The organism is Rathayibacter sp. SD072, assembly GCF_017355185.1.
Lineage (GTDB): Bacteria > Actinomycetota > Actinomycetes > Actinomycetales > Microbacteriaceae > Rathayibacter.
Genome location: NZ_JADILJ010000027.1, coordinates 25,811 through 47,021, shown reverse-complemented (window position 1 = coordinate 47,021; position 21,211 = coordinate 25,811). Strand labels below are relative to the sequence as shown.

The window sequence follows — 21,211 nt, the reverse complement described above, 5'->3', positions numbered from 1 at the left end:
CCCACGCCGTGCCGCCCGAGGGGCTCCTCAGCCGGATCCCGGCGGACGGGGTCGCCGGGATCCCGCTGCGGCGGGGATAATCGAGTGCGATGCGTGAAGACGACGATGTCGACCTGGTGATCGACGCCTGGGCCGAAGCCCTGCCCGACCTCGACTTCGCGCCCCTCGACGTCGTCTCGCGGCTGCGGCGCCTCAGCCCGCGCGTGCAGGAGTTCCGCCGGCAGGCCTTCGCCGTCAGCGATCTGGCCCCGTGGGAGTTCGAGCTGCTCTCGATGCTCCGCCAGAACGGCGCGTCCGGGCTCACCCCCTCGGCACTCGCCGCCCGCCTCGGCATCTCGAGCGGCAACCTCGCCAACCGGCTCGACCGACTCGCCGCCCGCGGGCTCGTGCTGCGCGAGCAGAACGCCGCCGACTCCCGGAGCAAGATCGTCTCGCTGACCCCGCGGGGCACGAAGCGGGTCGACGAGGCGATGCGCCACCTCGTGCACGCCGAGGGCGAGGTGCTCGCCGACCTCGACGCGAAGCAGATGGCGGTCCTCATCCAGTGCCTGCGCACGATCAGCGAGACGCTCGACCGGCTGGAGTGACGCCGCCCCGGTTCCCGTCGGCCCCCGGCGAGTTGTGATACTCGACGGATGCGGATCCTGGTTGTCGACGACGAGGTGCGGTTCGCCGACGGCGTCCGCCGCGGGCTCGAGGCCGAGGGTTTCTCCGTCGATGTGGCGCACACCGGCGTCGACGGTCTCTGGCGCGCACGCGAGACCGGGTACGACGCGATCGTCCTCGATCTCATGATGCCGGGGATGAGCGGATCCGCCCTCTGCCGGACCCTCCGCGACGAGGGCGACTGGACTCCTGTCCTCCTGCTGACGGCGAAGGACGGCGACGGGGATCAGATCGCCGGTCTCGACGCGGGCGCGGACGACTACGTCGTGAAGCCGTTGGACCACTCCGTCCTCGTCGCCCGGTTGCGGGCGCTCGTGCGGCGCGGCCGTCCGGAGCGACCGGTGGCGCACCGGTTCGGGGACCTCGTGATCGATCCCGCGTCTCGGGAGGTGCGCCGCGCCGACGTCGCGATCCGCCTGACCTCCCGGGAGTTCGCCGTCCTCGACTTCCTGGCGCGCCGCAGCGACCGGGTCGTCTCGAAGCAGGCGATCCTCGAAGGCGTGTGGGACGACGCGTTCGACGGCGACATCAGCATCGTGGAGGTCTACGTCGCGCGGCTGCGGGCCAAGATCGACCGGCCGTTCGGCACGGAGTCGATCACGACGCTCCGAGGAGCCGGGTACCGGCTGCGGGAGGCGCAGGCGTCCGATGGCTGAGCGTCCTGCCGCCTGGAGCATCCGCGTCCGGCTCACCGTGCTCGTCTCCGCGGCGATCCTCGTGGTCCTCGTCGCCGGTGCGGTGGCGTTCACGGCGCTCCTGGAGCGCTCGCTCGTCGACGCCGAGGCCTTCACCGCCGGTCAGCAGGCCCGGCAGATCGCGGGTGACACCGAGAACGCCGGCCGACTGCCGGCCTTCACCGCCGACGAGGTGGTCATCCAGTTGCAGCGGCAGGGCGCGGTCGTCGCCGTCGCCGACCCCGAGTCCGTGTCCCCGGTGCCGCTCCCGGTCCGCGAGGAGCCGACCGTCGTCACGATCACCGGCACTCGGTTCGTGGTCGCATCGGCTGATCTGCAGCTCGGCGGGGACCCGCGCGAGACCGTCGTCGTCGCACGGACCCTCGCGGGCGCGGAGGACGCCGTCGACTCCGCCGCCGGGCTGCTGGCCGTCGCGGTGCCCGCCGTCACGCTCGTCGTAGGGGCGGCGGTGCGCTTCGTCGTGGGCCGCTCGCTCCGGCCGGTCGAGCGGATCCGATCCGATGTCGAGGCCATCGAGGCGGCCGACCTCGAGCGTCGAGTGCAGGAGCCGCGAGGGCGGGACGAGATCGCCCGCCTCGCGCACACCATGAACGGCCTCCTCGCGCGGCTCGAGCGCTCGCAGGCGGCTCAGCGCGCGTTCGTCTCGAACGCATCGCACGAGCTCCGCTCCCCCGTCGCCGCGATCCGCCAGCACGCGCAGGTCGCGCTGCGGCACCCCGAGTCGATGCGCCTGGCCGAGCTGGCGCGCGTCGTCGACGACGAAGCCGAACGGATGCAGTCCCTCGTGTCGGGGCTGCTCCTGCTGGCCCGTATCGACGAGCGCGCCCCGAGAACGCTCGACGACGTCGACCTCGACGACATCGTCCTGCTCGAGGCGCAGCGCCTCCGCGCGCTGGGGGCCACGGTCGGCAGCGCGGGGATCGGCCCTGCCCAGGTGCGGGGAGACGAGATCCTCCTCCGCAGCGCCGTGCGGAACGCCGCCGACAACGCCCTCCGCCACGCTCGCTCCGTCGTGGTCTTCAGCGTGCTGCGCGAGGGGGACGAGGCGGTCGTCCTAGTCGACGACGACGGACCCGGAGTGCCGGAGGCCGACCGGGAGCGGGTGTTCCGCCGCTTCGAGCGCCGCGACGACGCCCGAGCGCGCGACACCGGAGGATCGGGGCTGGGTCTCGCGATCATCGCCGAGGCGGCGCGGGTGTCCGGGGGGACGGCACGGCTCCTCGAGTCGCCGCAGGGTGGCGCGCGCCTCGAGATCCGGATCCCCGCGCAGGGCGTGTAAGGCTGGCGAAAGGGTCCGCCGGTCACCCTGGTCGGGTGGAGATCCCCGCCTACCTCAGAGTCCTCTGGCACTACCGCCTCGCGGTCGTCGCCGCTGCCCTGCTCGCCGCCCTCGTCGCGACGGCCGTGCACTTCACCATCCGCGACGGCGCCCTCGAGATCCGCGCCGAGCGCGAGTACAGCGCCGCAACGACCGTGCTGCTCGGAGGCGGCCCGCGCAGCCCGTTCCTGTCGGAGTCCCCCGCGCTGGAGCGCGTGCCCGGCATGAGCGCGGCGCAGGAGGAGGACCTGAGCAGCACCGCGGTGGTCTACGCGTATCTCGTCAGCGGTGAGGCGGTCCGGTCCGAGGTCGTCGCGCGGCAGGGTCCCCTCGGTGAGCGGGAGGGCGTCGGCGGAGTCCGCCGCACCACCCAGCCGTCCGGCTCCGAGCGCAACCCCGGACGTGCGTCACTGCCGATCCTCTCGATCATCGGCACCTCGCCCGATCCGGCCCGCGCCGTCGAGCTCTCCCGAGCGGCGACGTCCGTGTTCCTCGAGCAGGCCCTCGCCCGGCAGAACGCCGACGGGATACCCCAGGAGCGGCGCGTGACCTTCACCGTGACCGACGAGGGCGCTCCCGAGCCGGGCCCGCTCGGCACCGTCGCCCTCCCCATCGCGGCCACAGGAGTCGCGGTCTTCCTGCTCGGGGTCCTGGCGATCCTCGCGGTGCACGGGCTCCGGCTGCGCCGAGCGGCCGCGTCTCCCGCTCCCCTCGGGAGCAGCGGGGACGAGGACGACGCAGCGATCGAACCCCGGCGCGAGCGGACCTCGGCGCGGTGACGACGTCGCTACTCCCGCCCGAACGAGAGGTCAAGCCCGTGGGATGCGGGTCCCGTCCGACGTAGCGTGACGTGAGCGCGATGAGGTGAGAACCGACGCGCTACGACACGCGAAAGCGGAGAGCACCATGACACAGACACCCATCATCCAACCCGCGCGATGGAGCCGGAACGGAATCCGGATCGTCGTCGTCCCCGGGGCGGAGCTGCCCCAGTTCCGACTCGAGACCGACCGCCGACTCCTCGGCGACCCCTTCATCCCGACCGGCCCCTTCTCGAGTGTGGAAGAGGCGGAGCGCGCCGCCGAGATCGTCGCGTCGGCCCTGAACGCCAAGATCCCGGCCTGAGCGGAGACCCGCGGCAGAGTTCCGCCGGGAGCCTCGAGGCGTCGCTCCCCGCCGCGGGAATCGGAGAGGACCCCGTGCGCACCCTGCTCCTGACCGGCGAGGGCCGCTACAGCGATCCCTGGCATCCGTTCGCCGGGACGAGCGCCGCCGTGGCCGGCCTGCTGTCGGATCGCGGGCACCGCGTCGAGGTGCGGGGCGATGTCGACGACGCGCTGTCGCGACTCGACGACCTCCCCGACCTCGTCGTCGTGAACGTCGGCCTCCCGCGGGACGGAGCCGCGTCGCCGGCCCCGACGGCGCGAGCCGGTCTCGCGCGGCTCCTCCGCTCACCCGTGCCCCTGCTCGGGCTCCACGTCTCGTCCACGAGCTTCGTGGACGCCGACGAGTGGCCGCGGCTCCTCGGAGGCCGCTGGGTGCACGACGTGTCGATGCACCCCGACTTCGGTCCGGCGCGCATCCGCATCACCGGCGCGGGGCACCCGGTCACCGCGGGGGCCGCCGACTTCGAGCTCGAGGACGAGCGCTACTCCTGGCTCGAGGTCTCGCCGTCGGCCGAGGTCCTGGCGGTCCACGAGCACGAGGGGATCGACCACCCCCTGATCTGGGCGCTCGAGCGTCCGAGCGGGGGCCGCACCGTCTACGACGCGCTCGGCCACACGGCCGCCTCGTACGACTCCCCCGCGCACCGGGCCCTGCTCACGGGCGCGCTCGACTGGCTGGGCGTCTAGACCAGCTCGGCGTCTAGACCAGCTCGGCGAGCGGCCCGGTCGGCAGCGCGATCCAGCCCTCCGCACGGGCGGCCTCGCGGTGCTCCTCCGGGATCGGCAGCGTCGCGCCGAGCGCGTGGGCACGGGCGTTCAGCGCCGCGATCACCGCGTCGAGCGCGTCGTTCGAGCGCGCCATCAGCGCGAACGCCTCCGCGGGTCCCTCGAGCCACGGAGCGGCGCGGCGCAGGGCGTCGACCGCACGCGGCACCGCCTCGGGCCGGGTCTTGTAGCCCGCGGTGTCGATCTGCCAGTGCCGGAGCGCCGCTGACGGATACACCTCCACCAGACGACCGGCCCCGGACCGGTCCACGACCTCGCCCTCCTCCTCGAACGCCTCGAGCAGCTCGGCGCAGCGCATCGCGGTCATGCCGAGCCGATCGGTCGAGACGCTGAGCGGCCAGCGGCCGGTCGCCTCGCGGGCCGCGCGGTCCGTCTCCCGGTACGCCAGCCGCCGGCGCCAGTCGCGCCCGGCGAGGCTGCGCGGAGCGACCTCCCGGCGCGTGTGGGCGTGCACGAAGGCGGCGAACTCCAGCGGCCAGCCGAACGCGCAGTCGATGCCGACCGTCGTCGCGCCGCGCGACAGGGCCACGATCGCGGCGTCGGAGGAGTCGAGGGCGACCTCGCGGATCCTCGCCCGCCCCGCGCTCCACTCCACGGCGGCCCGGGCCGTTCGGGCCGGCTCCGCGGCGAGGTCGACACCGATCGTGAGCACCCGGTCAGGCTAGCGCCGCGGGCTCGCCGGTACTCTCGGCAGAGCAGTGACGCCGTCACCCGAAGGAGCGCTATGAGAACCGCAGTCGCCCTCGTCCGGATCGTCGTCGCCCTGACCGTGCTCGCGGCCGTCGTGGCCACGGCCCTGGACACCGCCTCGCGCACCCCGCTCATCCCGTGGAACTTCTTCGGCTTCTTCACCATCCAGGGCAACATCCTGCTCGCGGCGATCCTGCTCGCCACCGGGGGCCTCTCGCTCGCCCGACGTCCGCAGAGCGGCGGGCTCGTGCTCGCGCGCGGTGCCGCGACCGGGTACATCGCGATCGTCGGAGTCGTCTACAACCTGCTGCTCGCGGGTCTCGCGGGCGGAGTCGCGCTGCCGTGGGCGAACACGGTCATGCACGTGCTGTTCCCCCTCTACGGCGTGCTCGACTGGCTGCTCGTGGGCGATCGCCCTCCCCTCCCGTGGCGGCGCCTCTGGGTCGTCGTGCTGTACCCCGTCGTCTGGCTGGTCGTCGTCCTGGTGCGCGGTGCGACCGACGGCTGGGTGCCCTACCCGTTCCTGGACCCGGCGAACGGGTACGGCTCGGTGGCCGTCTACGTCGCGGCGATCGCCGTCGCGTTCGTGCTGGCGGGCGCGCTCGCTTGGGCGAACAGCCGACTGCGGATCCTCCGCCCGGCCCCCTGACGAACGGCAACCGCATTCCGGCCGTTCTGGGGCCAGAGCCGCAGGAGCGCCCGACGCCCCCGGGACCTAGCGTCGACCTCGGCGGCCCCCGTCGCCGATGACCGAGAGCGATCCCCCATGCCGAGTCACGTCCTCCCCCGCCCGCGCCGATCCGCCGGGAGGAGCCGCCTCGCCGCTCTGGCCGCCGGCGCCGTCCTCGCCCTGACCACCGCCCTGGTGCCCGCCGGTGCCGCGTCCGCCGCCACGCCCACGCTGTCCGTGCTCGCCCTCGGCGACTCCGTCACCCAGGGCTACGGCACCTGCGGCTCGTTCGCCGACTGCCCGCGCAACAACTGGTCGACCGGCACGAACACCACCGTCAACTCCTTCACCCAGCGCCTGCGCGCGGCGAACCCCGGCACCACGGTCACCGCCGCCAACTACTCGGTCTCGGGCGACCTCATCGCCGCCGTCCCCTCGCGCGTCGACACCGCCGTCGCCGCGGGAGTCAAACCCGACGTGGTGACCCTGCTGATCGGCGGCAACGACCTGTGCTCGGCGAAGAACCCGGTCGCCGCCGACGGCTACACGATGACGCCCGCCTCGACCTTCAGCGCATCGGCGACGACCGCGATCACCAAGATCCGCAGCACCTGGCCCGCGGCCAAGATCGTGCTGGCCTCCATGCCCAACGTCGCCGGCGAGTGGGCCGTCGTCCGGAGCGGCTTCGGAGCCGTCATCTGGTCCTCGGGCAACATCTGCCGCACCACCCGGGGCGTCTCCGCCACCGGCGCGAAGCTGAGCACCACGGCCGCCAGCGCCTCCGCCGCCGCGGCCAAGACGCGGACCGCCCAGTACAACACCGCTCTGCAGAACGCCTGCGCCGCCGCCGGCACGCTCTGCGACTACGACGGCGGAGCGCTGACCGCCACTCCGGTCACCAGCAGCCTCATCGGCAAGGTCGACTACTTCCACCCCAGCATCGCCGGCCAGGCCAAGATCGCCTCTGTGCAGTGGAGCGCGTCGAACTTCGCGACCACGGGCTGAGCCGGAGTCGCCGGCGCGGGTCCGCCCGCGCCGACGGCGGCCTCAGGCGTCCTGCGGTCGCTCGCCCTCGAGCCGGCGACGCCGCTCCTCCGCGAGGCGGGCGTAGTGCGCCTCCTCGCGCTCGAGGTCGGCGAGCTGCTCCTCCGTGGACTTCTGCGCGGGCCGCACGACGATCGTCTGCGGCGCCGCCGGGCGCCGGCGCTGCCGGGGCGTGCGCCCGCCGGGGATGAAGGAGCCGCCGTCGCCCCGCTTCCACTCGTGCCCGAGCAGGAACCAGATCGTCACTCCGATGAGCGGGATGAACACGATCAGCAGGATCCAGACGATCTTGGGCAGGTTGCGGACGACGTTGTCCGGCTGGCGCACGACGTCCACGAGCGCCAGGACCATCAGCACGACGGTCAGCAGCGAGAAGAGAGTCCCCATGCACCGAGGGTACGTGCCCCCGGTCGCAGGGACCATCCGCGGAGGGCCCCCTCAGTCGACCGTGGCACGATCGGAGGATGAGCGAGCCGACCCCCGACCGCCCGCGCTCCCGTCCGCGCGTCACGCCCCGACGACTCGCAGCCCTCACCTCGGGCGTCGTGGCGCTCGCAGGGATCGCGCTCCTGGCGCTCGTTCCGCTGCAGTACGCCGCGCTCGCCCGTCGGGGCTTCGACGCGGCCTGCCTGGCGAGTGTCGCGCGGGTGCCCGCCGAGGAGGGCGAGCTGCTGCGCGGTGCGTGGTCGTGGTGGCCACTCGGCGCGTCGTGCGACTGGACGCTGCTCGACGGCACGGTGGTGCGGATCCTGCCGGACTGGTCGACGACCGCGGTCGCGATCACCGGGGGCGCGCTCCTGCTCGTCGGGATCGTCGGCGCGGCGCTCGCGCTGCTCGTGTGGCGCCGCGCCCGTCCGGAGTCCGGGGGACGATCCGAGGACTAGCGGGTCCGACGTCCGGGCTGACCAGCAGACCAGCAGACCAGCGGCCAGCGGACTGGCGGTCCAGCGGCCTGGCGGTCCAGCGGCCTAGCGGTCGAAGAACGACCCGAGGTCGCCGAGGTCCGGCATCTGGAAGTCCGACACCTGCTCGCCGAGCCCCGACGCGTGCTCGCCCGCACCCGAGACGAAGTCGCCCGCCGAGCCGGTGATGTCGCCGAACTCCCCGAGGTCGCCGAAGCCGCTCAGGCCCTCGAGATCGACTCCCTGCAGGAGGGAGCCGCCGACGCTGCTGAGCACCGCGCCGCCGGCGACCGCTGCGAGCAGACCGCCCGCGGCACCGAGGCCGACCCCCGCGACGGCGCCGACTCCGGCGCCTGCGAGGGCTCCCCGGGTGCCGGGCTTCGAGAACATCTTCTTGAGGAAGCCGGGGTTCTGCGCCTCGCCGCGCGTGGCCGCACGGGCGAGGTCGTCGGGCGCCGAGGAGCGCGGCTGCTCGTTCGCGGGCAGCTCGTCGCGCAGGCGCGCCTCGACCTGCGAGCGCTGCGCCGGCGTCAGCTTCGCGAACGCGTCGCGGTGCACCTGCTCGAGCTGCTCGGGGTCGGCGGTGCGGAGGAGGTAGTCGTAGCGGGCGATCGCCGCGCGGTCCTCCGCGGACACGACCGGCTGCCCGGGGCGGGCGTCCTGCGGTCGGGAGGAGGCGCGGGGCGCGGGGGCGCCGTACTGGGGAGCGGGGCGCGAGTCGCCCGTCACCTTGTCGGCGGCGGTGCGGACCAGATCGCGCCAGTCCGTCCCTCCGCTCGAGGAGGCGGGGCGCGCGGCGGAGCTCGTCGAGCTCTTCGAGTCGAGCGCCTTCGACGCCATGCTGAGGATGCGCTTGAGAGTGCTCACAGAAGACCTTCCGTCGGGTATCAGCGTCGATCATCCCGGGGCCACCTGAGCGAAGGCCGTCCGAACACCCTCCGAGCGCCCTGAATCCCCGCACCGGCTCCCCGGGCGCGGGCGGGACTCAGGAGCGGAGGCCCCGCCGCCGGGCGCTCGCCGTCCCGGCGGTCGTCCGGTCGGATCCCCCGGCCGTCCGGTCGGGCGGCGCCGTCGCCGCACCGCCAGACTCGAGCACATGCCCTCGACAGCGTCCCTCCCCGTCGTCCGCCCCCAGACGACCGCGAGGCGGTTCCCCTACGTGCCCCTCGTCGTCCTGATGCTCCTGAGCTTCCTGCTGGTGACCGCCGAGTTCCTGCCCAACGGCGTCCTCACCGAGATGGCGGCCGGACTCGACGTCACGCCCGGCCAGGCCGGCCAGACCGTCACGGTGACCGCGTTCGTCGGCCTCCTCGTGGCTCCGACGATCGGCCTGATGGTCCCCCGGCTCGACCGCCGCAGCCTGCTCGTCTGGACGGCCGTCGCCGCCGGCGTCTCCGGGATCCTCGCCGGTCTCGCGCCCACCCTCCCGCTCGTGCTGCTCTCGCGACTCCTGCTGGGAGCCGCCATCAGCGCCTTCTGGTCCATGTCGATCACCGTCGCGGCCCGGGTCGTCGGCCAGGACCGCGTGGGGCGCGCGACCATGTTCACCAGCGCCGGGCTCTCCCTCGCGACCGTCGCCGGAGTGCCCCTCGGCGTCGTCCTCAGCGAGCTCGTCGACTGGCGAGCGGCGTTCGTCCTGATCGGCGTCCTCACCGCGCTCCTCGCCGTCCCGCTGCGCCTCGTCCTCCCGAGCGTCCCCGCCGCTCCGGCCGCCGGACTCGGGATCCTGCTCGACACGGTGCGCCGCCGCGGCGTGCGCCAGGGCTTCGCCGGGCACGTCCTGATCGTCCTCGGCCACTTCCTCGCGTACACCTACATCCGGCTCGCCCTGGAGCGCACGGACGGAGTCGACGCCGCGACAGTGGTCGGCCTGCTGGCGCTCTTCGGCGCCGGCGGCCTGATCGGCAACATCGTCATCGGATCGGTGATCGACCGCTCCTTCGCCTTCTTCGGCGTCGTCGCGCCGGTGGCCATCGCGATCGCCGTGGGAGCCGTCCTCCTGCTCCCCGGTGTGGTCGCCGCCGTCGCCGTCGCCGTGTTCGTCTGGGGCTTCTTCTTCGCCTCATGGCTCATCATCGTCAACGCCTGGGTCGGCCACCGCATGACCGACCGCCTCGAGGCGGGCGGCAGCCTCGTGGTCGTCGGCTTCCAGGCCGCGATCGTGGTGGCCGCCGGCGTCGGCGGCGTGCTCGTCGACCAGGTCGGCGTCGAGGCCGACTACGCGATCGGCGCGGTCCTGCTCCTCGTCGGAGCGGCCCTGTTCGGCTCGTCGAACCGGCGCTCCGCCGTCTGAGCGCTCACGCCGCGCGTCGTGCCGTCCGCCAACGCGACGGCACGACGCCGACGTGCCGCCGGAACGCGCGGCTGAAGCCGTCGTCGGAGGAGTAGCCCAGCGCCCGCGACGCCTCCGACACGCTGCGCCCCGCCTCGAGCAGGTCCTTCGCCCGCCGCATCCGCACCTCGGTGACGTAGCCCGCGGGGGTGCGACCGAAGGCCGCGCGGAACCGCTCCGTGAGCACCGTCCGCGACATCGCCCCGATGCTCGCGAGGCGGTCCACCGTCCACTCGAGGCCCGGCTCGCTGTCCACCGCCGCGACCACCCGGTCGAGGTAGGCGTCGCCCGTCGTCGGCAGCGCCGAGGCGGTGTCGCTGAAGGCCCACGCCCGCACCACCGACAGCAGCACGGTGCGCACCATCAGGAGGCAGATGACGGGATCGCCCGACCGCACCGTCCCGTCGGCGGCCGTGCCGAGCTGCGCCGCCAGCGCCGCCGCGGCCGGCTCGAGCCGCGCGAACCCGCCGGCGATCACCAGCTCCGGCAGCGGCAGGAGGCACGCCGAGGCCTCGAGCTGCACCTCGACGACGGTCAGCCGCGCCCCCGACGGGGAGGCGATCTCCACGGGCTGCCCGCCGAACGTCAGCAGAGCGTCGCCCGCCCGCAGCGCCCGCGGCGGGCGGACGGCCGTCGCCTCGCCGGCGGGGAGGTCGAGCTCGCAGGCGGTCGCACACGGAGCGAGCGCGGTGATCGCACCCTCGACGACGTACACGAGCACGACGGCGCCCGGTGCGAGTCCGAGGCGCTCCCCGGGCGGCACCGTCACGCGCCGGGTCGCCCCGAGCGTCACCTCGAGCGAAGCCAGCACGTCCTCGAGCACCACGGGTTCGATCGTCACCCTCGGGGCAACGCGCGCTCCTCCCCTGCCATTCCGATGGCGCGAACCACGCCGAAGCACCGCCGGTAGCCGGACGGAGTGCTGCCGAACGCCTGCGCGGAGTTGTGCCGCAGGGTGACCGGATTCCCGTACCCGCAGTCGGTCGGGATCCGGTCGATCGGCAGGTCGGTCGTCTCGAGCCTGCGCGAACGCCGCCCTCCGACGGCCCTCGACACCGGAGGCCTCTCCGCCTTCGCGATCGGCGGGTCCACCGTCGCGACCGACGACCCGCTCCACCTGGTCGGCGCGCGCGGAGTGCCCACGACCCACGTCACGATCCGCGGGTACGGGAAGGCGGGGCACCGACGCCGGTGCCCCGCCCGCTTCAGCCCTTGATCCCTCCCGAGATGAGATCGAGCCGCCAGTAGCGCTGCAGGAACAGCACGAGCGCGACGAGCGGCACGATCGAGACGGCCGCGCCGGTGATGGCGAGAGAGTAGAGCGCCGGCGCACCCGAGCCGCGGGCGAGCAGGGTGAACAGACCCACGGTGAGCGGGTAGTCCGACTGGTCGGACAGCATGATGTACGGCAGCAGGAAGTTGTTCCAGATGCCGATGAACTGCAGGAGGAAGACGGTCACCATCCCGGGCAGCAGCAGCGGCACGGCGATCGAGCGGTAGATCCGCCACTCCGACGCGCCGTCGATCCGCGCCGCCTCGATGGTCTCCTGGGGCACCGCCGAGGCGGCGTAGACCCGGCAGAGGTAGATGCCGAACGGGCTGATGATCACCGGGATCAGCACCGACAGCGGATGCCCCGCCAGCCCGAGCTGCGAGAGCAGCAGGTACTGCGGCACCGCGAGGGTGATGCCCGGGATCAGGACTCCCGCGAGGATCCCGTAGAACAGCACCTGGCGCCCCGGGAACTCGTACTTCGCAAGCGCGTAGCCGGCCATCGACGAGACGAACGTCGACAGCAGCGCGCCCACTCCCGAGTAGAGGAGCGAGTTCAGCGCCCACAGCACGAACTGGCCGCCGTTGTAGGTGAACAGGTCGCCCAGGTTTCCCAGGAGTCCCGTGCCCGGGGCGAAGGTGAAGGTCGAGAACAGCTCGCTCGGCGCCTTGGTGGTGGCGACGAACACCCACACCACGGGAACCAGGCAGTAGACCGCGCCGACCAGCAGCACGAGCGTCGGGAGCACTCCCCCGCGACGCCGCCTCGCCTCCGGCGCCGCAGCGCGGACGGGCGGGCGCTCGAGAGTCGCGGTCACTTCACCGCCTCCCTCTGCCGGCGGTTCGCGAGGACGAGGACCAGTGCCGACACCAGCACCGTGCCCAGCGCCAGCACCGTCGAGGACGCCGCCGCGGCGGGCAGGTCGTCGGTGATGAAGGCATCCCGATAGATCGTCATGAGGGGCGCCCAGGTCTGGCTGATGTCGCGAGCCATCGGCTGCAGAGTCGCGGGCTCCCCGTAGAGCTGCAGCGTGCCGATGAGCGAGAACACGAGGGTCAGCACGACCGCGGGCATCACCAGCGGCACTTTGACCTGCAGGGCGATCTGCGTCTCGCTCGCCCCGTCGAGCCGGGCGGATTCGTACAGCTCCATCGGGATCCCGCGGAGCGACGTGTAGATGATGATCATGTTGAAGCCGACCCCTCCCCAGATCGCGATGTTCGCGAGCGAGCCGAACAGGGTCGGGCTGTCGAGGAACGGGATCGTGCCGAGCCCGGCCGCCCGGGTCAGGTACGAGAACGGACTGGTGCTCGGCAGGTACATGAATCCCCAGAGGAGCGCGGCGACGACTCCGGGCACCGCGTAGGGCACGAAGATCGCGGTGCGGGCGAACCTCTTGGCGCGCACCGCCGGCACATCCAGCAGCAGCGCGAAGAGCAGGGCGAGCCCCAGCGTGATCGGCACCGCGATCAGCCCGTACACCGCGAGTCTGCCCAGGCTCGCCAGCAGCTCCGGGTCGGTGAGGACGGACGCGTAGTTCTCCAGCCCGACGAAGACGTTCTGCCGGGTGCCGAGGACGCCGCCGCCCACCAGGCGGTAGGCGCGCAGGCTGAGCCACACCGCGTAGCCCATGGGCACGAGCATGAATCCGACGTAGAGCACGACGGCGGGTGCCGAGAAGAGGTACGGGGCGAGCCGCGGGCGCAGTGAGCGCCCCGCCCGCGGGCGTGAGCCGATGGAGGTGCTCACCTCAGTCCTCGGCGAGCTCGTAGCCGGTCTCGCGCATGTCGGCCCTCACGGCCTCCGCCGTCTCGACGAAGGCGTCGCGCCAGGAGCCGCCGGAGTCGATCGCTTTGTTGAGGCGGTCCTCGAAAGTCGACTTGGCCACGTTGACGTTGGGTCCCCAGATCACGGGCACGGTCTCGGAGGAGATCTGCGCGGCCAGCGAGTAGAAGTCCGTCTGCTGGGGCATCAGGGTCGGCGGCTCGCTCTCGGCCGCGAGCTCCTGGCCCGAGATCGCCGCCGGATAGGCGTTCTGCTTCGTGAGCACCAGCTCCGACCCCTCCGCACTCGCGTTCAGCCACTTGGCGAACTCGGCGGCCTGCTCGGGGTGCTCGCTCCCCTCGGTGACGATCACGCCGGAGCCGCCCTGATAGGCGACGCGGGCGTCACCCTCCTCCCACTGCGGCGACGGCGCCATCGACCACGATCCCGCCGTCTCGGGCGCGACGCTCTCGATCACGCCCGGTGCCCACAGAGCCGAGGGCCACGACAGGATCGTGCCCTCGTTGAGCTTCTTGTTGTACTCCGGGGTCAGGAGCGGCTCGGTCGAGATCAGGTCCTCGTCCGCCAGTGCCTGGAAGTAGTCGGCGACGGAGAGCGACTCCTCGGCGTCGATCCCGACCGACCACGTGCCGTCGTCGATCGACCACCATTCGGCGCCGGCCTGGGCGGCGACTCCGGCGAAGAACCCGAGCTCGCCGGCGGGGATCGCCGCGATGTAGGTGGACGGGTCCGCGGCCCGGACGGCGGCGGCCGCCTCACGGAAGTCAGCCCAGGTCGTCGGCACCTCGATGCCGAGCTCCTCGAACCGGTCGCTGCGGTAGATCAGCGCACCGGGGCCCACGTCCTGCGGCAGCGCGAAGACGGCACCGTCGAAGGTGGTCTGCGCCCAGGTGCCCTCGGTGTACGAGTTCTGCACGTCCTCGACGTCCTCGGTGATGTCCCGGGGCACTCCCGAGACGATGAGCGAGGGCAGCGTCGTGTACTCGACGAGCGCGACGTCGGGCGCGTTCCCGGCCCGCGCGGCGGTGAGGAGCTTGGCGGACGAGTCGTCTCCGCCTCCCGCGTCCGTGTACTCGACCTGGATGTCGGGATTCTCCTCGTTCCAGACGTCGACGATCTCCTGCGTGTTCGGCGCCCAGGACCAGAAGGTCAGCGTGACGGGTCCGTCCTCGTCCCCTCCGGCACTCGTGCAGGCGCTGAGCAGGAGCGCTGTCAGGCCGACGAGCCCCAGCGCGGTCCCCGAACGCGTAAGCGATCGCATGGCATCTCCTTCGATACTCACTCCGGATCGCACGACAGTGTGCGAATGAGATCAGGATGCGGCGGCGCCCGCTGTTTGTCAATCGACAATACAAACTCTCGGAGCGCACGAGTTCGTCATCGGTCAGGGGTGGCCGCGTACCGGAGGAGGCATCGGCGCAGCGCCGCGTCGCCCGACGCGCTCTCCTGGAGGAGCTCGCGCGCGCGGACGTTCCGCCGATCGCCGCCCGCCTGCGGCTCAGGCTGCGCCGAAGCGCCGCCGGTAGCCGGACGGCGTGCTGCCGAACGCCTGCGCGAAGTTCTGCCGCAGGGTGACCGGACTCCCGAACCCGCAGTCGGTCGTGATCCGATCGATCGGCAGGTCGGTCGTCTCGAGCATCCGGCGCGCCTCGTCGAGCCTGCGCGAGCGCACCCAGGCGGCCGGAGTGGTCCCCGTGGCCGCGCGGAACGCCCGCACGAACGAGCGCCGGCTCATCAGCGCCGCGGCCGCCAGCCGATCCACGCCCAGCTCCTCGTCGAGGTGCGCCAGCGCCCAGGCGGAGGCGCGCGCGATGCGGTCGTCCGTCGGCTCCTCGGGCAGCGGCCGCTCGATGTACTGAGCCTGCCCGCCCTCGCGGTGCGGCGCGACGACGAGACTGCGCGCGACCCGGTTGGCCGCCTCCGCTCCCAGCGCGCCGCGGACGACGTGCAGGCACGCGTCCAGCCCCGAGGCGGTGCCCGCAGAGGTCAGCACGTCGCCGAGGTCGAGGTAGAGCGCGGTGGCGTCGACCTCGATGGACGAGTGGCGCGCCGCCATCCCCGCCGCCGCCTGCCAGTGCGTGACCGCCGCGCGACCGTCGAGCAGTCCGACGTCGGCGAGGACGAGCGCTCCGAGGCAGAGGCCCGCGATCCTCGCGCCGCGCTCGTGCGCGTCGAGCAGCACGCGCGAGAGGGTCGCGCCGGGCGCCCGGCCGTCGTCGATCCAGGACGGGATCACCACGAGGTCGGCCGCTGCGGCCGCCTCCGGCCCGCGCACCCCGCCGATCGTGTAGCCCTCCGCCGTGCGGATCGACCCCGGCCGGTCGGCGAACAGGAGCGTCTCCCACTCGGCGAGGCCGAGCCGCCGCACCTCGTCGAAGACCATCTGCGGCACCGAGAGGTGGAACATCGTCACGCCGTCGACGGCGTGGATCGCGATGCGCACGGTGATCTCCTCCGATTGGCCCGAATCCATCGTAGAGCCGCCTGCGTGCCACTGGTCGGGGCCCGAGCCGACCACGAGGATCGGAGGACCGCCCCGACCCCTGGGAGACACCACCATGACCGCACCCCGCCGCGCCCTGATCCTCGTCGACGTCCAGCAGGAGTACTTCGCCGGACCTCTCGAGATCCGCTTCCCGCCGCACGCCTCCTCGCTCCCCCGGATCGCCGCCGCGATCGACGCCGCGACCGCCGCCGGCCTCCCGATCGCCGTCTTCCAGCACAGCGCGGGCGAGGGCGCTCCCGTCTTCGCGCCCGGCACCGAGGGCTTCGCGCTGCACCCCGAGATCGAGCGCCGCCGCACGACCGAGTGGACGTCGATCACCAAGCAGTACGGCACCGTCTTCGCCGGCACCGATCTGCTCGCCCGGCTGCGCGAGCGCGACGTCGACACGATCACCCTGGTCGGCTACATGACCAACAACTGCATCCTCGCCTCGGCCGCCGAGGCCGAGACGCACGGGCTGACCGCCGAGGTCCTCTCGGACGCCACCGGCGCCATCGCGATCTCGAACGCGGCCGGCTCCGTCGACGCCGAGACGGTCCACACCACACTGCTCGCGCTGCTCAACTCGAACTTCGCTGCCGTGGGCACCACCGACGAGTGGATCGACGCCGTCTCGACCGGCGCCGCCCTCCCGAAGAGCGACCTGGGCTCCTCGGCCGTCGCGGGCGCCGCACTCGCCTCGTAGCCGGACCCGCCGGGAGGTACCGCAGGCGTGTCCTCCGCAGAGCCGACAGCGTCGACGCGCCGAGTCAGGGACACGCCCCGATCCAGAGACTGTCGCGCGCCCGGGTCATCCCGACGTAGAGCTCGCGCCGGCGGATGGTCCACGTCTCGTCCTCGGAGACGGCGCTCTCGAGGAGAGGCGGCGGCACGCGCGGCAGGAGGACGTGCTTGAATTCGAGACCCTTCGCCCGCTTGATCGTGCCCACCTTGACCGCGTCGACGGGCAGCCCTGCGTACTCCGTCAGCTGCAGGACGGGGATCCCCGCTCCGCTGAGCACTCGGATCGCATCCCTCACCCCCTGGTTCGTCAGGCAGAGGACGCCGACATCGCCGGGTCGGCAGTCGAGGCCCGTGACGTGCTCGACCAGTTCCCGATCGTGAGCCGCGCGAGCGGTGAAGCTCCGCGAGACGGGAACCGGTCCCGACCGCGGCACCTCGCCGAGGAGGTCGCGACCGCCGACGTCCCCCTCGATGTCCGCGAACTCGTCGCCCGCGACCAGGGCTGCCGCGAACTCGGCGATCTCCCTCGTGTTGCGGTAGTTGGTCGACATCACGACGCCCCGCCCCGCGATCGAGACGCCGGCTTCGGTCAGCGTGAACCCGCCCGGGTAGATGGTCTGCTGCCCGTCCCCGATCAGGGTGAGCCCGTCGGCCCTGTCGCCGGTCAGCAGGAACAGCATGCGCACCATCGCGCAGGTGAGGTCCTGCGCCTCGTCGATGATCACCGCGCCGTACTCCTCGAGAGGCGTCGCACGCAACGAGGCCTCGGCGTGCAGGATGACGTCGCCGAAATCGTGCACACCCCGTTGTCGGAGCCCCGCCTCGTAGGCCAGGAACAGACGCCACACCTCGCGCCGCTGATCGACTGCGAGCGGGCGGCGGCGGCCCGTCCTGACGAGGTCCGCGTACTGGTCGAACCGCGTCAGGCCTCGGCCCTTGATGACGTAGCCGATCTCGTCCCGCCAGTAGTGGGGGTTCGGCTCGATCGCAGAAAGGGCGCCACCCGCGCCGACGCGCAGCCACGCCGAGGAGAAGGCCGATTCGACCTGGGCACCGTCCAGGCGGACGCGGATGCCCCGTTCCGCGAGGAGCCGCAGAGCGAACGCGTGGACGCCCGCGAACTCGACCGAGTCGACGGCATCGGGAGCGAGTCTGGCCAGAAGCGCGCCCAGCACCTCGGGCAGGGTCCGCACGAAGGAGGTGACGAGCACTCTGCTGCGCTGCGAGCGAGCCAGGTACGCCGCGCGATGCAGACCCACGACGGTCTTGCCGGTCCCCGCAGCCCCGCGGATGCGTGCGGGTCCGTTGAAGCCGCGGCGGACGAGCCTGGCCTGACCGGGATGGAGGAACGCCATCCACTCCTCGATGGGCGCAGCGAGGAGCCCGGCGAGGAGGATCTCCGTCACCTCCTCGACGTCGAGCAGCGGCTCCGGCTCAGACTCCGCCATCACAGGATCGGGGATGGCCGCGTCCACAGGGACCGGCGACGCCCCTAGAACCGGGAAGTGGCCGAGGGCGGCGGTCAGCACCGCGTTCACCTGGATGTCCGTGAGCCGACGGCCTCGCGAGTTGATGTGCAGAGCGGCCCGCTTCTCGCCGATGACGACCACGCCGCCCACTTCGACGGCGGGCGTGCTGCGCCCGGCCAGCACGACGAGCACGTGCACCTCGCCGGGAGCCAGACCCAGGTCCGCCATCACCGCCTCTGTCCGGTAGCCGACGTCCGCCAGTCCCTCGAGGTCATCCGTGACGTCCGCCTGACCGCGGAAGATCCGACCCGCCGAGATCTCGACGTCCGCCCAGGCCTTGGTGTCCACGATGAAGAGTCCACCCGGACCGACGAGCACGTGATCGATCTGCGCTCGAGAGCGCGACCCCGGCCATCCGCGGTCATGCAGGAAGGTGTACCCGGCGGCGGAGAGCGGTGCAAGACTGCCGGCAACCTGACGCTCGGTCCTGTGCGCGATCATCCAGCGCTCCGCGGCGTGCCGCGCCTCCGAGGCCAGACGATCGTGCTCCGCGGCCACCGCGCGGAGTCGTCGCTCCTCCAGCCCGGCGGACTGACCGGCCGCTCCCACATCCACCCCCGACCAGCGGGTTCCCTACCCGCAGACCGTCCCCATCCTGGCGAACGTCCGCCGTCTGAGACATGCCCTCTTGGGAGGGCGTGCGAGCAGTGCGACGCTCACGGCCCGCGGGATGCGGCGCTCCGCTCCTCATCGACTCCGTGGGCGGAGCAGGTCCTCGGGTCGCGGAGGGAGCGCCGCTCCACGGAGCCGGTGCTCGTCGCCTGACCGGATTTCAGAAGACGGGAGCGGCGCCGATCCGGCGCTCGTCTCCGGCAGGGGCAGGGGTCGCTGCGGCGATGCGTGGTGCCCCTGGAGGGACTCGAACCCCCAACCTGCTCCTTAGGACGGAGTCGCTCTTCCATTGAGCTACAGAGGCTGGCCGAGCCAGTGTACCCGTCGCCCACCCCTCCCCCGAAGCCGCGGTTGACAGCGGAGCCCCGACCTGCTTGGTTAGTTACTGCACCAACTAACCACGCAACCAACGGCCAGCAGGAAGGAGCACCCATGGACGACTCACGGCCGATCTTCCTGCAGATCGCCGAGCAGATCGAGAACGACATCATCGCGGGGGCGCTCCCCGAAGAGACCCAGGTCCCCTCGACCAACGAGTTCGCCGCGTTCCACCGCATCAACCCGGCCACCGCCGGGAAGGGCGTGAACCTGCTCGTCGACGACGGGGTCCTCTACAAGAAGAGGGGGATCGGCATGTTCGTCGCCGAGGGCGCCCGCGACCGGCTGGTCGAGAAGCGCCGCACGCAGTTCCGCGACCAGTTCGTCGCACCGCTGCTCGCCGAGGCCGCCAAGCTCGGCCTCACCCGCGAGGAGCTCGCCACCATGATCAGCGAAGGGGGATCGCGATGAGCGCGGTCATCGAGGTCGCCGGCCTCAGCAAGCACTACGGCAGCATGCACGCGATCCGCGACGTGGGCTTCGCCCTCGACGAGAACCGGATCCACGGCCTCCTCGGCCGCAACGGCGCCGGCAAGACGACGCTCATGTCCCTCCTCACCGGTCAGGAGTTCGCCAGCTCCGGCGACATCCGCGTCTTCGGGGCGGCTCCCGTCGAGAACGCCGCCGTCCTCTCCCGCACCTGCTTCATCAAGGAGAGCCAGAAGTACCCCGAGGACTTCCAGGTGAAGCACGTCCTGCGCAGCGCCCAGTGGTTCTTCGAGGGCTGGGACGACGCCTTCGCGCACGAGCTCGCGAGCGACTTCCGACTGCCGCTGAACCGCCGGGTCAAGAAGCTCTCGCGAGGGCAGCTCTCGGCTGTCGGGGTGATCGTCGGCCTCGCCTCGCGCGCCCCGCTCACCTTCTTCGACGAGCCGTACCTGGGTCTGGACGCCGTCGCCCGCCAGCTCTTCTACGACCGCCTGCTCGCCGACTTCGCCGAGCACCCCCGCACGGTCGTCCTCTCCACGCACCTGATCGACGAGGTCAGCAGCCTCCTCGAGCACGTCCTCGTCCTCGACGAGGGTCGGCTCGTCGTCGACAGCGATGCGGAGGAGCTGCGCGGCTCAGCCGCCACGGTGGTCGGCACGCGCAGCGCGGTCGACGCGTTCACGTCCGGTCGCGAGGTGCTCTCGCGCAGCGGCGTCGGCGGACTCGCCTCCGCCACCCTCCCCCGCCTCGACCACTCGGGCCGGGCCCAGGCCGCAGCCGCAGGGCTCGAGCTCGAGCCCGTCTCCCTCCAGCAGCTCGTGGTGCAGCTCACGAGCACGACCCCCTCAGGGAAGGACGCCTCATGACCACCACGGCCCCCGTACGGCACCTCGGCACCTCCGACCGACTGCTCCGCATCGTCCGCCTGCACTTCGCCAACCCCGCGACGCTGCTCTACACGCCGCTCGGGATCCTCGCCGCGATCTTCCTCGGCAGCCTCGCGATCTTCTGGGTCGTCCTGCGGACGATCGGCGCCGACAGCGCCGGCGGCGAATCCGGCGTCCAGGTCTCCGGACCGGGCGCGTTCATCTTCATCTACATGCTCGTCGTCGCGATCCAGGCGGTGAACATCACCTTCGGCCTGGCGCTGGGCTACGGCTCCACGCGGCGCGACTTCTACTGGGGCAGCGCTTTCACCTTCCTCCTCCTCTCCGCCGGCTGGACGGTGCTCTACACGGTCATGGCCGCGATCGAGTCGGCGACGAACGGCTGGGGCATGGGCGGGATCCTGTTCCGGGTCGTCGGCTTCGGCGGCATCTCCTGGGTCGAGCGCGCCTTCGGCGTCTTCGTCCTGTTCCTGTTCTTCTTCTTCGTCGGAGCCGCCACCGCCTCCGTGTACGTCCGCTGGCGAGCGGTCGGCATGACGGTCTTCTGGATCGGCCTCGCCGCGGTGGCCGTCGCCACCGTCGCCGTGATCAGCCTCACGGGCACGTGGGACTCGGTGTGGCTCGCCCTCCAAGCGGTCGGCCCGACCGGCGGATTCGCACTGCTGCTCGCCCCCACCGCGATCGCGGCCCTCAGCGGCTGGATGATCCTCCGCCGCGCCACTCCCCGCGGCTGAGAGCACCGGAGCAGCACCCCGCATCCGACCGTCCCGAGCGCGAGCGCCGCAAGGCCCTACCGCCCGGGGCGGTCGGATGCGAGCGT

Annotated in this window: 24 protein-coding genes and 1 tRNA gene; 15 read left to right on the top strand and 10 right to left on the bottom strand. The window is 72.4% G+C overall.

Annotation, left to right across the window (positions count from 1 at the left end):
• The first annotated feature begins 89 nt into the window (after positions 1-89).
• The 6 genes from IOC53_RS11905 to IOC53_RS11880 all read left to right on the top strand — a co-directional run bounded on the left by IOC53_RS11905 (position 90) and on the right by IOC53_RS11880 (position 4,532).
• A complete protein-coding gene (locus tag IOC53_RS11905) occupies positions 90-587 on the top strand; it encodes a MarR family winged helix-turn-helix transcriptional regulator (protein WP_207405980.1) in 498 nt (165 codons plus the stop codon).
• Between the two features lie 48 nt (positions 588-635).
• Positions 636-1,322 carry a response regulator transcription factor gene (locus IOC53_RS11900; protein WP_207405978.1) on the top strand — a complete coding sequence of 229 codons (687 nt, stop codon included), beginning with the start codon at positions 636-638 and terminating at the stop codon, positions 1,320-1,322.
• Positions 1,315-2,640 (top strand): cell wall metabolism sensor histidine kinase WalK, encoded by a 1,326-nt coding sequence (locus tag IOC53_RS11895; protein ID WP_207405976.1) that lies wholly within the window; start codon positions 1,315-1,317, stop codon positions 2,638-2,640. Before IOC53_RS11900 ends, IOC53_RS11895 begins: the two co-directional genes overlap by 8 nt.
• A 35-nt stretch (positions 2,641-2,675) precedes the next feature.
• Positions 2,676-3,458 carry a hypothetical protein gene (locus tag IOC53_RS11890; RefSeq protein WP_207405974.1) on the top strand — a complete coding sequence of 261 codons (783 nt, stop codon included), beginning with the start codon at positions 2,676-2,678 and terminating at the stop codon, positions 3,456-3,458.
• Between the two features lie 127 nt (positions 3,459-3,585).
• Positions 3,586-3,804 carry a hypothetical protein gene (locus IOC53_RS11885; protein ID WP_207405973.1) on the top strand — a complete coding sequence of 73 codons (219 nt, stop codon included), beginning with the start codon at positions 3,586-3,588 and terminating at the stop codon, positions 3,802-3,804.
• A 74-nt stretch (positions 3,805-3,878) separates the two neighbouring features.
• On the top strand, positions 3,879-4,532 hold the full coding sequence (locus IOC53_RS11880; protein WP_207405971.1) for a ThuA domain-containing protein: 654 nt from the start codon (positions 3,879-3,881) through the stop codon (positions 4,530-4,532).
• A 13-nt stretch (positions 4,533-4,545) separates the two neighbouring features.
• Here the strand turns inward: IOC53_RS11880 and IOC53_RS11875 are convergent, their stop codons facing one another.
• Positions 4,546-5,283: a DUF429 domain-containing protein gene (locus tag IOC53_RS11875; RefSeq protein ID WP_207405969.1), complete on the bottom strand. Its 738-nt coding sequence runs from the start codon at positions 5,281-5,283 to the stop codon at positions 4,546-4,548.
• Between the two features lie 72 nt (positions 5,284-5,355).
• Here IOC53_RS11875 and IOC53_RS11870 point away from each other — a divergent pair, with 72 nt between their 5' ends.
• Both IOC53_RS11870 and IOC53_RS11865 read left to right on the top strand, forming a co-directional pair.
• Positions 5,356-5,970, top strand: coding sequence for a Pr6Pr family membrane protein (locus IOC53_RS11870; RefSeq protein ID WP_207405967.1), 615 nt, complete (start codon positions 5,356-5,358; stop codon positions 5,968-5,970).
• 117 nt (positions 5,971-6,087) lie between these two features.
• A complete protein-coding gene (locus IOC53_RS11865) occupies positions 6,088-6,996 on the top strand; it encodes an SGNH/GDSL hydrolase family protein (protein ID WP_207405965.1) in 909 nt (302 codons plus the stop codon).
• A 42-nt stretch (positions 6,997-7,038) separates the two neighbouring features.
• Here the strand turns inward: IOC53_RS11865 and IOC53_RS11860 are convergent, their stop codons facing one another.
• Positions 7,039-7,422 (bottom strand): PLD nuclease N-terminal domain-containing protein, encoded by a 384-nt coding sequence (locus IOC53_RS11860; protein WP_207405962.1) that lies wholly within the window; start codon positions 7,420-7,422, stop codon positions 7,039-7,041.
• Between the two features lie 77 nt (positions 7,423-7,499).
• On the opposite strand from IOC53_RS11860, the gene IOC53_RS11855 reads away from it, so the two are divergent.
• Positions 7,500-7,919, top strand: a complete 420-nt coding sequence (locus IOC53_RS11855; RefSeq protein ID WP_207405960.1) for a hypothetical protein — start codon at positions 7,500-7,502, stop codon at positions 7,917-7,919.
• Between the two features lie 84 nt (positions 7,920-8,003).
• Here the strand turns inward: IOC53_RS11855 and IOC53_RS11850 are convergent, their stop codons facing one another.
• Positions 8,004-8,804, bottom strand: coding sequence for a hypothetical protein (locus IOC53_RS11850; RefSeq protein ID WP_207405958.1), 801 nt, complete (start codon positions 8,802-8,804; stop codon positions 8,004-8,006).
• A 229-nt stretch (positions 8,805-9,033) separates the two neighbouring features.
• Here IOC53_RS11850 and IOC53_RS11845 point away from each other — a divergent pair, with 229 nt between their 5' ends.
• Entirely contained in the window at positions 9,034-10,230 is a 1,197-nt protein-coding gene (locus IOC53_RS11845; RefSeq protein ID WP_207405956.1) for an MFS transporter, read from the top strand.
• Positions 10,231-10,234: 4 nt separating this feature from the next.
• On the opposite strand, the gene IOC53_RS11840 is transcribed toward IOC53_RS11845, so the two are convergent.
• Positions 10,235-11,110, bottom strand: coding sequence for a helix-turn-helix transcriptional regulator (locus IOC53_RS11840; RefSeq protein ID WP_207405954.1), 876 nt, complete (start codon positions 11,108-11,110; stop codon positions 10,235-10,237).
• Between the two features lie 114 nt (positions 11,111-11,224).
• Here IOC53_RS11840 and IOC53_RS11835 point away from each other — a divergent pair, with 114 nt between their 5' ends.
• A complete protein-coding gene (locus IOC53_RS11835) occupies positions 11,225-11,485 on the top strand; it encodes a hypothetical protein (protein ID WP_207405952.1) in 261 nt (86 codons plus the stop codon).
• Here the strand turns inward: IOC53_RS11835 and IOC53_RS11830 are convergent.
• From IOC53_RS11830 to IOC53_RS11815, 4 genes are all read right to left on the bottom strand, one after another.
• Positions 11,475-12,359, bottom strand: a complete 885-nt coding sequence (locus tag IOC53_RS11830; RefSeq protein ID WP_207405950.1) for a carbohydrate ABC transporter permease — start codon at positions 12,357-12,359, stop codon at positions 11,475-11,477. The genes IOC53_RS11835 and IOC53_RS11830 overlap by 11 nt on opposite strands.
• Complete coding sequence (locus IOC53_RS11825) at positions 12,356-13,291, bottom strand: sugar ABC transporter permease (RefSeq protein ID WP_307786175.1); 936 nt, start codon at positions 13,289-13,291, stop codon at positions 12,356-12,358. Before IOC53_RS11825 ends, IOC53_RS11830 begins: the two co-directional genes overlap by 4 nt.
• A gap of 1 nt (position 13,292) precedes the next feature.
• Entirely contained in the window at positions 13,293-14,588 is a 1,296-nt protein-coding gene (locus IOC53_RS11820; RefSeq protein ID WP_207405948.1) for an ABC transporter substrate-binding protein, read from the bottom strand.
• 237 nt (positions 14,589-14,825) lie between these two features.
• Positions 14,826-15,770, bottom strand: coding sequence for a GlxA family transcriptional regulator (locus IOC53_RS11815; RefSeq protein ID WP_207405946.1), 945 nt, complete (start codon positions 15,768-15,770; stop codon positions 14,826-14,828).
• 115 nt (positions 15,771-15,885) lie between these two features.
• Between IOC53_RS11815 and IOC53_RS11810 the strand changes: the two genes are divergently transcribed.
• Positions 15,886-16,518, top strand: coding sequence for an isochorismatase family protein (locus tag IOC53_RS11810; protein WP_207405944.1), 633 nt, complete (start codon positions 15,886-15,888; stop codon positions 16,516-16,518).
• A gap of 64 nt (positions 16,519-16,582) precedes the next feature.
• Here IOC53_RS11810 and IOC53_RS11805 read toward each other — a convergent pair whose 3' ends face one another.
• Together IOC53_RS11805 and IOC53_RS11800 are read right to left on the bottom strand one after the other, a co-directional pair.
• Positions 16,583-18,526 (bottom strand): nuclease-related domain-containing DEAD/DEAH box helicase, encoded by a 1,944-nt coding sequence (locus tag IOC53_RS11805; protein ID WP_207405942.1) that lies wholly within the window; start codon positions 18,524-18,526, stop codon positions 16,583-16,585.
• Positions 18,527-18,926: 400 nt separating this feature from the next.
• Positions 18,927-19,001: transfer RNA gene (locus IOC53_RS11800), tRNA-Arg, on the bottom strand.
• A gap of 128 nt (positions 19,002-19,129) precedes the next feature.
• Here IOC53_RS11800 and IOC53_RS11795 point away from each other — a divergent pair.
• From IOC53_RS11795 to IOC53_RS11785, 3 genes are read left to right on the top strand one after another with little or no spacing between them, the layout of a single operon-like run.
• Entirely contained in the window at positions 19,130-19,486 is a 357-nt protein-coding gene (locus IOC53_RS11795; RefSeq protein WP_207405940.1) for a GntR family transcriptional regulator, read from the top strand.
• Positions 19,483-20,370, top strand: coding sequence for an ABC transporter ATP-binding protein (locus IOC53_RS11790; protein WP_207405938.1), 888 nt, complete (start codon positions 19,483-19,485; stop codon positions 20,368-20,370). The genes IOC53_RS11795 and IOC53_RS11790 overlap by 4 nt, the downstream gene beginning before the upstream one ends.
• Entirely contained in the window at positions 20,367-21,125 is a 759-nt protein-coding gene (locus IOC53_RS11785; protein WP_207405936.1) for an ABC transporter permease, read from the top strand. Before IOC53_RS11790 ends, IOC53_RS11785 begins: the two co-directional genes overlap by 4 nt.
• Positions 21,126-21,211: the final 86 nt, after the last annotated feature.

Coding starts and splice junctions, on each gene's coding strand:
- IOC53_RS11905 (WP_207405980.1), top strand. CDS start 90: ATGCGTGAAGACGACGATGTCGACCTGGTGATCGACGCCTGGGCCGAA.
- IOC53_RS11900 (WP_207405978.1), top strand. CDS start 636: ATGCGGATCCTGGTTGTCGACGACGAGGTGCGGTTCGCCGACGGCGTC.
- IOC53_RS11895 (WP_207405976.1), top strand. CDS start 1,315: ATGGCTGAGCGTCCTGCCGCCTGGAGCATCCGCGTCCGGCTCACCGTG.
- IOC53_RS11885 (WP_207405973.1), top strand. CDS start 3,586: ATGACACAGACACCCATCATCCAACCCGCGCGATGGAGCCGGAACGGA.
- IOC53_RS11870 (WP_207405967.1), top strand. CDS start 5,356: ATGAGAACCGCAGTCGCCCTCGTCCGGATCGTCGTCGCCCTGACCGTG.
- IOC53_RS11865 (WP_207405965.1), top strand. CDS start 6,088: ATGCCGAGTCACGTCCTCCCCCGCCCGCGCCGATCCGCCGGGAGGAGC.
- IOC53_RS11860 (WP_207405962.1), bottom strand. CDS start 7,422: ATGGGGACTCTCTTCTCGCTGCTGACCGTCGTGCTGATGGTCCTGGCG.
- IOC53_RS11855 (WP_207405960.1), top strand. CDS start 7,500: ATGAGCGAGCCGACCCCCGACCGCCCGCGCTCCCGTCCGCGCGTCACG.
- IOC53_RS11845 (WP_207405956.1), top strand. CDS start 9,034: ATGCCCTCGACAGCGTCCCTCCCCGTCGTCCGCCCCCAGACGACCGCG.
- IOC53_RS11820 (WP_207405948.1), bottom strand. CDS start 14,588: ATGCGATCGCTTACGCGTTCGGGGACCGCGCTGGGGCTCGTCGGCCTG.
- IOC53_RS11810 (WP_207405944.1), top strand. CDS start 15,886: ATGACCGCACCCCGCCGCGCCCTGATCCTCGTCGACGTCCAGCAGGAG.
- IOC53_RS11805 (WP_207405942.1), bottom strand. CDS start 18,526: ATGATCGCGCACAGGACCGAGCGTCAGGTTGCCGGCAGTCTTGCACCG.
- IOC53_RS11795 (WP_207405940.1), top strand. CDS start 19,130: ATGGACGACTCACGGCCGATCTTCCTGCAGATCGCCGAGCAGATCGAG.
- IOC53_RS11790 (WP_207405938.1), top strand. CDS start 19,483: ATGAGCGCGGTCATCGAGGTCGCCGGCCTCAGCAAGCACTACGGCAGC.
- IOC53_RS11785 (WP_207405936.1), top strand. CDS start 20,367: ATGACCACCACGGCCCCCGTACGGCACCTCGGCACCTCCGACCGACTG.